Raw genomic sequence first — 12,644 nt, forward strand, 5'->3', positions numbered from 1 at the left:
TGAACGAAGTGAGAGGCAGCGCCTTTAGACGCTGCCGGCCCCCCTCGGCCTTATAGGCCCAGAGCAAACCACCCCTTTGAGGGGTGGTTCATGATTGGGCACGATCTTATTGGAGACGCCTTTTCTCCTTTAGCTGCCGTCGCGCGGGCGCTATTCGGCAGAGGCAGCGCGTCGGTCGTTTTCAAGAGCAAGGTGCGGCAGGATGATGATTGGCTAAGAGGAAGATAAGCGCTGACCTAGGAGGATCGTCTTTTTTGGAGACCTTCCAACAACCCTTACCTATTGATGTTGGCGTGAGCTTGTCAGGAAGAGAAAACGACTATACTGTTTGCATGAAAAATAAACAAGGCACAATAGTTGCTCCCTCGAATTTGAATATTCTTCCCCATGAGATGGCGACCGCGCGTGCTCTGGCCGATGTCGGGATGGATGTGGAGTTCGTGTCACGCACGCAGGGGAACAGGGCAAAGTCGGCGGATTTTATCGCCGACGGTGTTCTCTGGGAGGTGAAGTCGCCTACCTCGGCAAACCTTCGCGTTGTCCAGAAGCACCTGCGCGCCGCACTGCACCAGTCTCGGGACGTCATCTTCGATTGTCGGCGCATGAAAGGCGCTCGCGAGGAGGCGGTGCTCAAGGAGGTGAGGAAGTGGGCCGGATCCTTGGCCTCTGTAAGAAGGCTGTTGTTTGTGGACCGCTCCGGAGGGGTTCTCAGGATTAAATAGCCGTGTTAAAATAACTTGCAGCAAAGCGCCCGATTGGTGAGTATTTCACATATATCCGGCGCTTTCCTTACGCCCAAAGGAGATCCGAGCCGCTCAAACAAGTACACCGGAAGCTTGTGTAGTGCAAGGTCGTTTTACTAAACCAAGGGAAGCAGCAAAAAAACGCCCGAGGAAGGTAAACTGCGTACCGTTCGGGCGTTTGCTGGCGCAATCATACCACAGATTCGAAGAATGGTTGTGATGCCTCCGTGTCGGCCGACGAACAGGAGGCGCCTTATCCCCTTGATGGTCTTCGCGCACCTTCTCAGCTCCCTCTCGATTGCGGCGCCCGGGACTTTTCTCATGCGCCTAGAGTCGAGGACGACGCAGGGCGATTGGTTGCGGGCGCGCTTCACGTTCCCCTCGATGGCCTTGAGCGAATCCGACCTCGGCGACTTCATCTCCCAGGTGTCGCCGTCCATGAGGATGTCGGCTACTCGCTCGCCCTGCTTGCCCGGCCGATCCACGAACACTATGTCGTAGCCAGCGAGGGCTAGGGCCTTGGCCGTTTCCATCTCGTGCGGCCATATGTTGGATTCAGCTCCGAATGTTATGTTCCCTGTGCAACGTTTCATACGTTAAGATTGTAGCAGCAAGATAGAAATACGTAGCTGTGAAATGATCCGTCTTCATTAATGCAAAAAGGCTTCGTCTTGTAGGTTCCTCAAATGCCATGCCGACATGGCGTTCCCCGACGAGGTGGCCGCCCTGGACGAGCGGGCGCGCTCCGCGTTCCGCTGGGTGATGCGATCCCGCAAGTTCGACCGCAACGGCGACGACTGGGAGGGCGAGGTCGTCCCCGCCCACGATCCGGGGCCGAGCCGCGCCCGTTCGCGTCCCGCGAGGACCTGGTCGCCCTGCTGGTGGCGTAGGGGCGACCCGCCGGCAAGACATAGCTAACGACCTGAGGGGGTCGGTGCTTCGACGGACTAGGATCTTGTCTCTCGTGAGGCTGCGGCCCAAGTGCGGTTTTGGGGCGCTTTCCAGACGTTTTGCGACTCCGTCGCGGTCGGCGCGGGGAACGGATCGGGGCATTCCCGCGTCATTTCCGCGGTCGTGCTCTGCTAGGGTAGCCGGAAGAAGGGCGGCCTGCAATTCCGGAGGGGATGACGGATCCCGCTTACTTATAGCGGCGAGGGAGGATTCTATGGGCAAAGAAGAAAAGTTGAGCGCGCTTGCTGCGGGCCGCGATCTCTACGACTCTATTCGGTCGATTCTCCTGGATTCGCGCGCCCGTGCCCATGCGGCCGTCAACTCCGCCATGGTGCTTGCCTACTGGCAGATCGGGCGTGCGATTGTCGAGGATGAGCAAGAGGGGCAGAAGCGCGGCGCTTACGGGAAGGGAGTGCTGAAGGGCGTGTCGGAACGGCTTACCGCTGAGTTTGGAAAGGGCTATAGCGTGCGCAACCTTCAGCAAATGAAGAGGTTCTACGACCTGTTTCCAAATGCGAACGCATTGCGTTCGCATTTGACGTGGACGCATTACCGAGCCCTCCTTCGCGTTGAAAATTCCGAGGCTCGTGAATGGTACATCGAGGAAGCTCTGAGGAACCATTGGTCAAGCCGTCAGCTCGAGCGTCAAATCTCAACTTTGTACTACGAGCGGCTTTTGGCGAGCTCAGAAAAGGAATCGGTCGTTGCCGAGGCGGCCAACAGGCTTGCGGCAATGAAACCCGAGCAGTTCATCAAAGACCCCTATGTCCTCGAGTTCATTGATCTCAAGGACTATCCGGCCCTTCATGAGTCAGGGCTGGAACAGGCGCTCATCGACCACCTTCAGCAGTTTCTTCTCGAATTGGGCCGGGGCTTTTGTTTTGTTGCCCGACAGAAGCTGATGCGCTACGATGACGAGGACTTCTATGTCGACCTGGTATTTTATCACAGCGTCTTAAAGTGCTACGTGCTCATCGACCTGAAGGTGGGAAAGCTCACCCATGGGGATGTTGGTCAAATGGACAGCTATATTCGCATGTTCGATGATCTTATGCGGCGCCCAGACGACAATCCCACGATTGGCCTTATTCTGTGTTCGGAGAAAAACGAAGCCATCGCGAAGTACTCGACTCTCGCCGATGGTCGGCAGATGTTTGCATCTCGTTACCAGTTTGAGCTTCCCAGCGTGGAGGAGTTGGAAAGTTGTATCATGGAGAAACGTCGAGGCCTTGAGGATATCGTCGGGGTCGTTTCGGACGTAGGCCCAAGGGAGTCGCTCGCGGCTAGCACGAGGCACCCGACCGCTGCGCCTCCCACATCGTCTTAACTTCCAGCTTCCCCTTCCCCCTCTGGGCCGTCACCAGGTAGACGGTGTTTTCGATTTCCTTTCCAAAGAGGGGTTTTTTGTTGCCCAGCTTGTCCTTGTTCGCGTGCTCGCATGCGTCGAACTCATTGAGAACTTTCGGGATGAGCGCGAAGTCGCTCGGGGCGATGGACTGCTGGCCGCCATGCTGGCGGCGTGGGGGCGCTAGACCCAGGACATAGCCAACGATCCGAGGCAGCCGATGCCCAGGCAGCCGGCCCCCTCTCTCGTATGACTGCGGCTTACGTGCGGTTCTGGGGCGTCTTCCGGGCGTTTTGCGACTCCGTCGGGGTCGGCGCGGGGAACGGATCGGGACATTCCCGCGTCATTTCTGCGGTCGTGATCGAGTAGGGTGGGTTCTTCTAACAATGGATTGCAAAAAGGAGAGCCCTATGAAAGACGGCATGCTCGAGTTTAGCGACTGGCCTATGTTCGATCTTTTGATGACGGATAAAGAGCTGTGCCGCGAAGTGATTGAAATTATCCTAGACGAGTCAATAGCAGATATCGAGTATATCGTCACCGAAGACGACGTTCGCCCAACACTCACCAATCACGGCGTGCGTCTCGATGCCTTCGTGAAGACGAAAAACGAGATCTACGATATTGAGATGCAGACAACCAAGCGAGAAGACCTCGGACGGAGAATGCGGTACTACAAGGGAGCGTTGGATACGCTGACTCTGCGGAAGGGAGAAGGTTACGAAGAGCTACCTCCTTGTATCATTATTTTCATCTGCATGCACGATCCGTTCGATGAAGGACTTCCTGTGTATACGCTCGATGTGAACTGCTTGGAGAAACCCAGTGCGCGCATCGGTCATGGCTTTCTTTGGAAAGCCCTATCCGCCCCTGCTTGGGGCAAGCTCCCCGAGGGGCGCTTGCGGAACCTGCTACACTATGTTTGGACGGGGGAAGCCGGGGAAGATCCGCTTATGGGCCAGCTTGCCGTTGCGGTGAAAAAGGCCAACAAAAACGAGAATTGGCGGAAGGAGAAGATGGCGTTGCTGACGTTTGAGGAAGACATGGAAATTCAAAGGCGCATTGCTGAGAAAAAGGGACAAGAGCGCGGTCAGATAATCGGCCTCCAGATGGGGCTTGAACAGGGCCTGGCCGAGGGACTTGAGCAGGGCCTGGCGGAGGGCCGAGAGCAAGGCCTGGCCGAGGGCCGGGAGCAGGGCCTGGCCGAGGGCCGGGAGCAGGGCCTGGCCGAGGGCCGAGAGCAGGGCCTGGCAGAGGGCCGCGCGGAAGCGGCTAGCGAGGTTGCTTCGCTGATGGCGTTGCTTTTGGGCGCCGAACGGCTCGACGACGCTCGACGTGCAGCTGTGGATGAGAGCTACCGGGATGAGCTGATGCGTGAGTTTGGCGTCTCCCAGGCCGAATAATGCGGTTGACGAGCTGATAATTCTGTCAATATTTGGTAAACTTGGATCATCTTTAGCGAGATGTTGAAATGGGAAGGAAGCGGGTGATGATCGTGGGAGACATCACGCGGTTTACCAATAAAGGAATGGGTTTGGCGATGCGGGTTTTGGCTGACGGCTTGGCCGCATTGCTCGCTCTGACATTTTTGAATCTGACGGTGCTTCCCGGCACTGCCCTGGCAGAAGAGGCCGACGGCGTCGATGCGGCTACTGAGCACCTTGTTCTGCCTGCACCCGAGGAGCCCGAGGCGGGATCGAACGTCTTCGTGTACCTGCATTTAAGTGGGCCGGCTCTGGATACGGCGAAGGCGGCCGGGTTGGAGGTTAACCGGGAGGGCTGGTTCACGGTAGGCGTCATTGCATTGGAAGGCATTGCGAAACCGAGTGAAAAGCCCTTGAATTACGAGGTTGACCAACCTGAGCTTGAAGCTATGCAAAGTCAGATAGACACGGCTTTGCGGTCGATCAACTATTACCCTGGTGCCCAAGCACTGAGCCTGAGTGCTGCGAAGTGGACTTCCCTTAAGGTGTGCTCCGGAGCGACTGATTATGCAGCGGCAGGGCATACGTGGCACCTCGACGGAGAACTGTGCGATCAGCTGGTGAATTTCGATGTCCGCTACATTGACGCCGAGGGCAATGCACTTGCTGTGGGCGATGTAGATGATCAGGGCAACAAGACCGACACGCGCACCATTTTGGCTGCCGTTGGGTCGGAGATAGCTGCGGACGACCAAATCATCGACATCGAAGGCTACGAATATTCGAAAGATCTAACTACAGAGAAGAACGGCGGCGAGTCCGTTACGGTAGCGGCTGAACCTCTCGCGCGATCCTCCGTTTCCGGCATGACCTTGGTCTACGAAAAGAAAGCCGAAGAGCCGGTCAGGCCCGAAAACCCTGGAGATAACGATCCTACCGACAAGCCCGTCGTTCCCGATGATGATGGTAACGGGTCGGTCGACAACAACGGTGGCGTGAAGCCGCAGGCACCTTCCGATAACGAAACCCCGAAGGTACCAAGCATCAAGGTTCCCGCGCCGTCCACACCTCAGCAGTCGCAGAGCAATGCCCAGAACAACGATAACGCTGCTGGTGCCAACGGCGGCGGGTTCAACGCGGGCGAGCGCACGACCGTGTCCGAGCCCGCGCCCCAGGCCGGCACTGCGAAGGTCGTGCTTGCTGAAACGGCTCCCGCCGAGCAGCCTGCAGCCGAGACGGTTTCCATCGACGATGACGCAACACCGATGGTTGCTCGGGTCGGCGGCGCCGAAGCTATCGCCGAAGAGGACGTTCCCATGGGGGCTTTCGATGCTCCGGTTGATCCGGCTCCTTGGGTCGCGGGTCTGGGGGCTATTGGAACGGCACTGTGGGGCGTTGTCGCCGTGCGCCGGCGCCTCGTGATGGCGCAGCAGCTGGCCACATTCGAAAGCCAGGTGCTGGGCAATAGTGCTGTCGAGGCTGATGCCGTCGCCGTTCCAAATGCCGGGCATCAAGCGCTTTAGCCTTGCTTTAAAGGGAAAGCTTCTGAAGGGCGGCCGCGCCCCCAGGGTTTGGCGTTTCAGCTAGAGGGCAAGCGCTTGCGCCAGCGCCCACAGTGCTAGAAGATGCCCAGGGTAGTACCCATAGAAGAACCATTTCAACGGTCGGCCTCGCTGGCCGTTGTAGTTCAGCATGAGCGCTGTTGCCAACCCGAACCCAACGGTGTAATAGCCGAGCACGCCCAGGCTCAGCGGTACAGGATCGCTGATCGCCCATGAAAGAGCCGGCAGTCCTAGGCCCAAAAAAGGTACGAGCATCGCGAGCGCTACCCCGCGTGGCCGATCGTGAAAATGCCAGAAAAGCAGAATCATAAGCGGCCCGATAATGCCCCAGTCGCAAAAGGAACTGACGGCCAGCCCTCCAAGGAGGCCCAGCGCGCACAGGGCGAGATTCTGCCGCTGGTGGTCGACAAGCCACAGCATCCCGAGCCCGATAAGCAGCGTAATAAGCACGTTGCCCGTCGCTCCGAACAGCAGCGAATAGGGAATTTGCGAGACAACTGCGAACACGGCGAGTCGCTCTGCATAACGTCGCACGCTGGAGGTGTGTCGATACCCTTCGCACAGCAGATACGCCATAATGGGGAAGGTGAGGCCGCCCAAAGAATACAAAGCGACCATGGCGCCCTCTGGCAGCTCGCTGCCGAACACGTTGGCAATATGGTTGCACGTCATGCCCACGATAGCTGCCACCTTCAACGCAAAGGCGGTAACGGAGGGCATAGGCTTCATGGGGATCCTTTCGCGAGGCCGGCTGAAAGGTGCCGGCGCAGTCAAAGAGGCGCACCTATTATAATGATGCGCCATGGGAAATACCAAAATCATACCGCGTGGCTTTGGGCCTGCGCTCGTCTTGGTGCTGCTCGCCGGCGTCGTGGGCGGCCTTGGTCAGTGGTGGGCCGACGGAGGTTCGCAAGCAGTGCAGCTGGCGCGCTGTGGTGCGTTGCTTGCCGAGGCTTGGGAGGCGGCGGCGGTGGAAGAGGTGCTTTTCCGCGGCGTGTTGTTGTGGGCATGCCTGTCTTGGGCGCGTCGCCGGAATGAAGCATACCCAAGAAGAGCATTGCGCGCCCATCGGTTCGCCGGCTTACGCGCTGTCGTTGATCCCGTCGGTTTCGCGGTAATGACGAGTTCCCTCATATTCGGATTGGCCCACCTGTTCCCTGAAGGATCGCTGATGGCGCCAGGAGCCGACATTGGTGTTGCTGCGATCCAGGGCGTTTTCAAGGTGACGCAGTCGACGTTGTTCGGGGCTGTCATGGCGCTGCTCGTCGTTCGTAGCCCCTACGGCTCGCGTCCTCTCCCGCAGCGGGCGCTTTCCCTGGTGGCACCCGTAATCGCTCACGGCCTTTTCGATCTGTTGTTCTGGGGCCCTCTTCTGCTGACAGGCGGCGTGCTGCCTTCTACCTATCTCACGGGCAACGCGGCCGATCTCGTACCTTTGGTGATCACAACGGTTCTGCTGGCATGGGCCGTAAAATCATGTTAGGCTTTGCCCATGAACAGAACTGAAGCCCTGCATATACTCGGTCTGGAAGACGACGCCACAGCCGATGACATCAAAATTGCCTACCGCGAAACGGTGCAGATTCTGCACCCGGACAAGTTCGCGGGCAACGAGAAGCTGCAAAGCCGCGCCACGGAGCAGTTCAAACGCCTGCAGGAGGCTTACGACCTGCTGTCTTCGGGCGCCAGCGGCGGCCGCGGCGGCCGCGGCGCGCGCTCCGGCAGCTCGTCCGGCGCATCCTCCTCATCCGGCGCCGCGCGTGCCTGGACCGAGGTCGAAGATGGCGTGGAAGTGGAATACCTCACCGAGGCCGAGATCAAGGCGCGCCTCGCTGGCATCGCCGCCGCCCGCGCCCAGCTGGTGGCCCAGCGCGATACCGTCTCCGATGAGCGCCGCAACGGCCTGGCCATGGCGGCCATTGGCGCGGTGGCCACGCTGCTCACCATCCGGCGGCCTTTCGGCATCCTCGGCATGATCGCCGCCGTCGCCGGCACCGCCACCGTGTGGGGCATCATCCAGTTTCTCGGTGCCCAGCGCAATCTCAACACGTTGAACGAGCACTTGGCGAAGCTCACCGAGGAACGCAAGGAGTACGAGGCGCTCCTCGAGGAGTAGTTGCTCCCGCCGCCTCGTCCGGCCGTGCGCATCGTACCCCTTCTGCCGCGTCCGTTTGTCGTCCCGGTGCCGTCTGCGGCCGCACGCCGCCATCATCCCCGCAAAGCGCTATAATTTCTGCGCCCAAAAACGAACCGAAAGAAGATTCATGAAGCAAGAGAACATCCGCAACGTCGCTATCATCGCCCACGTCGACCACGGCAAGACCACCCTCGTAGACCGTCTTCTGTGGGCCTCCCACGTTTTCCGCGAGAACCAGCAGGTGGAAGAGCGCGTCCTCGACTCCAACGATCAGGAGCGCGAGCGCGGCATCACCATCCTTTCCAAGAACATCTCCATCACCTACAAGGACGTGAAGATCAACGTCATCGACACGCCGGGCCATGCCGATTTCGGCGGCGAGGTTGAGCGCGTGCTCAACATGGCCGACGGCGCCCTGCTCATCGTGGACGCCTACGAGGGCCCTAAGCCCCAGACCCGCTTCGTGCTGTCCCACGCGCTCGAGCGCGGCCTGCGCATTGTAGTGGTCGTGAACAAGATCGACCGCCCCAACGCCGATCCGGAGGGTGCCGTGGACAAGGTCTTCGACCTCATGGTGGAACTGGGCGCCAGCGACGAGCAGCTCGACTTCCCCGTGGTGTACGCCTCGGCTGTGAACGGCTACGCGCGCCTCGATCCCGACGACGGCAACATGGACATGGTGCCGCTGCTCGACACCATTCTGGACGAGATTCCCGCCCCCGACGTGGACATCGACGGCCCGGTTGCTCTGCAGATCTGCACCGTGGACCACTCCAGCTACGAGGGCCGTATCGGCGTGGGCCGTCTGTCCTCCGGCACGTTGCACGAGAAGGAGCAGGTGCTCGTCGTGAAGCCCGACGGGGCCGAGCGCCGCGCGCAGATTCGCAAGGTGTATACCTTCGAGAACCTGGGCAAGGCCGAGGTCACCGCGGCTGATGCCGGCGATATCGTGGCCGTCATCGGCATCGAGGATGCCGACATCGGCGACATCATCACCGACCCGGAAAGCCCCGTCACCGAGATGGCCCCCATCGCCGTGGAGGAGCCCACCATGGCCGTCGTCTTCGAGGCGTCCACGAGCCCCTTGGTGGGTCGCGAGGGCGAAATCGTCGGTGGCCGCCAGCTGAAGGAACGCCTCATGCGCGAGAAAGAGAGCAACATCTCCATGCGCATCAACGAGCTGGAGGACAAATCCGGCATCGAGGTGGCCGGCCGCGGCGTGCTGCACCTGTCCGTGCTCATGGAGACCATGCGCCGCGAGGGCTTCGAGTTCCAGGTGGGACGCCCCCGCGTGGTGTACAAGACCGCTGAGGACGGCACGAAGCTCGAGCCCATCGAGGAGGCCACGGTGGACGTGCCCAACGAGTACGCGGGCAAGGCCATCGAGGTCATGGGCACCGCCGGCGGCATCATGGAGCACATGGCCTCCGACGAGACCATGACGCACCTCTCCTTCTCCATTCCCTCGCGCGGCACCATGGGCCTGAAGACGCGCATCCTGAACGCCACCCACGGCGAGGCCATGCTGTTCCACCACTTCAAGGAGTACGGCCCCTACACTGGCGAGATGGCCGGGCGCAAGAACGGCGGCATGATCGCTATGTCCACCGGCAAGGCCGTGGCCTACGCGCTGGACACGCTGCAGGAGCGCGGGCGCCTGTTCGTGGCGCCGGGCGACGACTGCTACGAGGGCATGATCGTGGGCGAGTCCGCCAAGGAAGGCGACATGGTGGTGAACGTCGAGAAGACGAAGAACCTGGGCAACCAGCGTTCCAGCTCGGCCGACAAGGCCATCCAGCTGACGCCGCCCATCACCTTCACCTTGGAAGAGGCTCTGGAATACATCGAGGACGACGAGCTGGTGGAGGTCACTCCGCAGTCCGTGCGCCTGCGCAAGCGCCTGCTTTCCGCCACCGACCGCAAGAAGGCGAAGAAGAACTAGTCCCGCGCTCAATAGCTGGGCCACATAACCACCCGCAGGGGGCGACTTCGGTCGCCCCTTTCTGCAGCGGAGGGCTCCCATGGATGGATCTCTCCGTAGGGGGCGACCTTGGTCGCCCCTCCCGACTTCCTATGGCCGCCATGGCCGAGAGGGCTGACCAAGGTCAGGTCCTACGAAATTCTCGGTGTTGACCGCGCGCCGCCCCTGCGGGAAACAGGTTGCGAAATTATGTGGGTCATATTCTTGAACATGACCCGATTCATAAGCTTTGAAGTGGGATTTCTTCCTCGCGCTCATTGATGTACCGTGAATCAAAAGTGGGCAAATTGTGCGACGGTTGTTACCGTGCCGTCATGCGTGGGAAAATGCGCTTTGAGATCATCGGGAACTGTCTCAAGACGCACTCGTGAATTGAAGCCTGGCAGTTTCCGTCGCCTATGAGGAAGGTATTTAATGAAGAAGCTGTCTTTCGCGAAATCGCTTGCCTCGGTGAGTCTTGCGGCCGTGTGCGCCCTGGGTATCGTCGGTTGCTCCGAGCAGACCAGCGACACGCCCACTTATACGGGTGGTGTTGCAGCCACGGTCAACGGGGTGGAGATTCCCGAGGACAAGGTTACCCAGGCTATCCAGGACATTCGCGCCCAGATGAGCCTTACCGATGAGGACGCATGGGGCAAGTGGCTTGCCGAGAACGACTACACGCCCGAGTCGGTGCGCGAGGAGATAGTGAACTCTTATGTCGATCAGGAGCTCGTGAAGCAGGGCGCCGATTCCGAGGGAATCACGGCGGATTCCGCCCAGGTCGATCAGTACGTGGAAACCATGCGTGGCCACTATGACTCCGATACCGCTTGGGCAGAGGCGCTGGAGGCCGTGGGCATGACCGAGGACGAGTACCGTGACAATATCTCGCTGTCGCTGGTGTCTCAGCAGCTGCAGCAGAAGGTGGGCGAGGGCGCTGCTGAGCCGACCGACGAGGAAGTGCTTGAGAGCGCCAAGACTTACGTGAGCTCTTACGACGGCGCGAAGAAGTCTTCCCACATCTTGTTCGAGGCCTCCGATGAGGCTCAGGCCCAGGAAGTGCTCGACAAGATTAATGCGGGCGAGCTTGATTTCGCGACGGCGGCCGAGTCCTATTCCAAGGACACCGCTTCCGCTGCCGAGGGCGGCAATGTGGGTTGGGATCGTCTTTCGAACCTGGTGACCGAGTACACCACGGCGCTCGCCGACCTGAACAAGGGCGACGTGAGCGGGCTGGTGACCAGCACCTATGGCATTCACATCATTCAGTGCACCGATGTGTTCGAGGCCCCCGAGGAGCTGACGAGCCTCGATCAGCTGCCGACCGAGTTCCAGGACTCCATCCGCGCCATGCTGCAGTCTTCCAACCAGTCCAACGCGTACTACTCGTGGCTGGAGGAGCAGCGCAACGCCGCCGACGTTCAGATCAACGACATGCCCGAGGGGCTGCCCTACTGGGTCGATATGGCGAACTATCCCAAGGAGGAAAGCTCCGAGGACAGCACGGGCGTGACGGCGGTTGACGCTGATGGCAACCCCATCGTTCTTGACGAGGGCGCTGTCGAAGGCGAGGGCGCCGGCGAGCAGGCCGACGCAAGCGCCGAGGGCGAGGAGCCCGTGGCTGAGGGCGTCGATGAGGGCGCTGAAGGTGCTGAAGATGCTGCCGCGGTCGCTGCCGATGAGGCTGCTGCCGACGCCGAGGGCGCAGCGCCTGCTGGCGACGACGCCGAGCAGCCTACCGAAGGCGCGGCCGAGGGCATCCAGCCTGCGGAGACTCCCGCCCAGTAGCACACTCGAGAAACAACGTCGCGAGGGATACCTTGCGAGAGAAGAGACGAGAGCGCCCGCGCCGATGCGTGGGCGCTCCGCTATGTAACCGGATTTGCTCTTGTCGATCATCAATCCGATTCTTCTCTGTTGGGCAAAAAAACTTCTTGAGACAGCGGCGGTGCTGCGCTATACTTCTTAGACGCTTCGTCTTAGGGCGGGGCAGACGCTATGCGGAGAGATGTCCGAGCTGGCCGAAGGAGCACGATTGGAAATCGTGTATGCCCCAAAAGGGTATCTGGGGTTCGAATCCCCATCTCTCCGCCAGACTAATCCCGCGAGCCTCTTCCAGGCTCGCTTTGATATGGCGCCCCTTTGCGGGCGCATCGCCCCTGCGGAGGGGTGGCAGAGTGGTTGAATGCGGCGGTCTCGAAAACCGTTTCACCGGTGCTCCCGGTGACGAGGGTTCGAATCCCTCCTCCTCCGCCAGTTTAGTTGCGACATTAGTGAACTCGCATTAAGACAAGAAATTGCAACGACGCGGGATTCGAACCGAGTTTTCTGGCGTTGATGTAAAGAAAAGTGCGATCGTGCGAGTTTTCTACGATGAAAAACTCGCACGATCGCACTTTTTTCTGCACAGAGAAGGTTTTGGGGGTGCGGACAAAAAGTTGGACACTCCGGTGTCCGGATTGGAGTCCGCATGTACCCGTTGGAGACCAGGGAGCTCGCCGTGGAGGCCGTCGCGGCGG

The 12,644-nt window shown here is 60.0% G+C and carries 11 protein-coding genes and 2 tRNA genes; 10 read left to right on the forward strand and 3 right to left on the reverse strand.

What is annotated here, in order from left to right; all coding sequences use genetic code 11:
* Positions 1–209: 209 nt before the first annotated feature.
* Positions 210–722 carry a CdiA C-terminal domain-containing protein gene (locus ACW4LP_RS11935; RefSeq protein ID WP_147270695.1) on the forward strand — a complete coding sequence of 171 codons (513 nt, stop codon included), beginning with the start codon at positions 210–212 and terminating at the stop codon, positions 720–722.
* A gap of 137 nt (positions 723–859) precedes the next feature.
* On the opposite strand, the gene ACW4LP_RS11940 is transcribed toward ACW4LP_RS11935, so the two are convergent.
* Positions 860–1,276 (reverse strand): CdiA C-terminal domain-containing protein, encoded by a 417-nt coding sequence (locus ACW4LP_RS11940; RefSeq protein WP_114549760.1) that lies wholly within the window; start codon positions 1,274–1,276, stop codon positions 860–862.
* 632 nt (positions 1,277–1,908) lie between these two features.
* Here ACW4LP_RS11940 and ACW4LP_RS11945 point away from each other — a divergent pair.
* Positions 1,909–3,021 (forward strand): PDDEXK nuclease domain-containing protein, encoded by a 1,113-nt coding sequence (locus tag ACW4LP_RS11945; RefSeq protein WP_279056012.1) that lies wholly within the window; start codon positions 1,909–1,911, stop codon positions 3,019–3,021.
* Here the strand turns inward: ACW4LP_RS11945 and ACW4LP_RS11950 are convergent.
* Complete coding sequence (locus ACW4LP_RS11950) at positions 2,978–3,367, reverse strand: PBECR3 domain-containing polyvalent protein (RefSeq protein WP_181815620.1); 390 nt, start codon at positions 3,365–3,367, stop codon at positions 2,978–2,980. The two genes, ACW4LP_RS11945 and ACW4LP_RS11950, sit on opposite strands and share 44 nt — an antisense overlap.
* Before the next feature lie 82 nt (positions 3,368–3,449).
* Between ACW4LP_RS11950 and ACW4LP_RS11955 the strand changes: the two genes are divergently transcribed.
* Positions 3,450–4,442, forward strand: a complete 993-nt coding sequence (locus ACW4LP_RS11955; protein WP_181815619.1) for an Rpn family recombination-promoting nuclease/putative transposase — start codon at positions 3,450–3,452, stop codon at positions 4,440–4,442.
* Positions 4,443–4,528: 86 nt separating this feature from the next.
* The gene (locus tag ACW4LP_RS11960; protein ID WP_114549717.1) at positions 4,529–5,986 is read left to right on the forward strand and encodes a hypothetical protein; all 1,458 of its coding nucleotides are present in this window, start codon (positions 4,529–4,531) and stop codon (positions 5,984–5,986) included.
* Positions 5,987–6,046: 60 nt separating this feature from the next.
* Here ACW4LP_RS11960 and ACW4LP_RS11965 read toward each other — a convergent pair whose 3' ends face one another.
* On the reverse strand, positions 6,047–6,754 hold the full coding sequence (locus ACW4LP_RS11965) for a TraX family protein (protein ID WP_241521421.1): 708 nt from the start codon (positions 6,752–6,754) through the stop codon (positions 6,047–6,049).
* Positions 6,755–6,827: 73 nt separating this feature from the next.
* Between ACW4LP_RS11965 and ACW4LP_RS11970 the strand changes: the two genes are divergently transcribed.
* The 6 genes from ACW4LP_RS11970 (at position 6,828) to ACW4LP_RS11995 (ending at position 12,381) form a co-directional block, all read left to right on the forward strand.
* Complete coding sequence (locus tag ACW4LP_RS11970) at positions 6,828–7,508, forward strand: CPBP family glutamic-type intramembrane protease (protein ID WP_114549718.1); 681 nt, start codon at positions 6,828–6,830, stop codon at positions 7,506–7,508.
* A gap of 9 nt (positions 7,509–7,517) precedes the next feature.
* Positions 7,518–8,141, forward strand: a complete 624-nt coding sequence (locus tag ACW4LP_RS11975) for a J domain-containing protein (RefSeq protein ID WP_114549719.1) — start codon at positions 7,518–7,520, stop codon at positions 8,139–8,141.
* A 148-nt stretch (positions 8,142–8,289) separates the two neighbouring features.
* Positions 8,290–10,104 (forward strand): translational GTPase TypA, encoded by a 1,815-nt coding sequence (gene typA / locus ACW4LP_RS11980; protein ID WP_114549720.1) that lies wholly within the window; start codon positions 8,290–8,292, stop codon positions 10,102–10,104.
* 453 nt (positions 10,105–10,557) lie between these two features.
* Positions 10,558–11,913 (forward strand): peptidylprolyl isomerase, encoded by a 1,356-nt coding sequence (locus ACW4LP_RS11985; RefSeq protein ID WP_114549721.1) that lies wholly within the window; start codon positions 10,558–10,560, stop codon positions 11,911–11,913.
* 214 nt (positions 11,914–12,127) lie between these two features.
* Positions 12,128–12,219: transfer RNA gene (locus tag ACW4LP_RS11990), tRNA-Ser, on the forward strand.
* Positions 12,220–12,288: 69 nt separating this feature from the next.
* A tRNA-Ser gene (locus ACW4LP_RS11995) sits at positions 12,289–12,381 on the forward strand.
* Positions 12,382–12,644: the final 263 nt, after the last annotated feature.

It is taken from the genome of Adlercreutzia sp. CNCM I-6215, from assembly GCF_977072315.1.

Excerpts from the sequence above, each read along its gene's own strand:
- ACW4LP_RS11940 (WP_114549760.1), bottom strand. The coding sequence starts at position 1,276 with ATGGAAACGGCCAAGGCCCTAGCCCTCGCTGGCTACGACATAGTGTTC.
- ACW4LP_RS11945 (WP_279056012.1), top strand. The coding sequence starts at position 1,909 with ATGGGCAAAGAAGAAAAGTTGAGCGCGCTTGCTGCGGGCCGCGATCTC.
- ACW4LP_RS11955 (WP_181815619.1), top strand. The coding sequence starts at position 3,450 with ATGAAAGACGGCATGCTCGAGTTTAGCGACTGGCCTATGTTCGATCTT.
- ACW4LP_RS11960 (WP_114549717.1), top strand. The coding sequence starts at position 4,529 with ATGATCGTGGGAGACATCACGCGGTTTACCAATAAAGGAATGGGTTTG.
- ACW4LP_RS11965 (WP_241521421.1), bottom strand. The coding sequence starts at position 6,754 with ATGAAGCCTATGCCCTCCGTTACCGCCTTTGCGTTGAAGGTGGCAGCT.
- ACW4LP_RS11970 (WP_114549718.1), top strand. The coding sequence starts at position 6,828 with ATGGGAAATACCAAAATCATACCGCGTGGCTTTGGGCCTGCGCTCGTC.
- ACW4LP_RS11975 (WP_114549719.1), top strand. The coding sequence starts at position 7,518 with ATGAACAGAACTGAAGCCCTGCATATACTCGGTCTGGAAGACGACGCC.
- typA (WP_114549720.1), top strand. The coding sequence starts at position 8,290 with ATGAAGCAAGAGAACATCCGCAACGTCGCTATCATCGCCCACGTCGAC.
- ACW4LP_RS11985 (WP_114549721.1), top strand. The coding sequence starts at position 10,558 with ATGAAGAAGCTGTCTTTCGCGAAATCGCTTGCCTCGGTGAGTCTTGCG.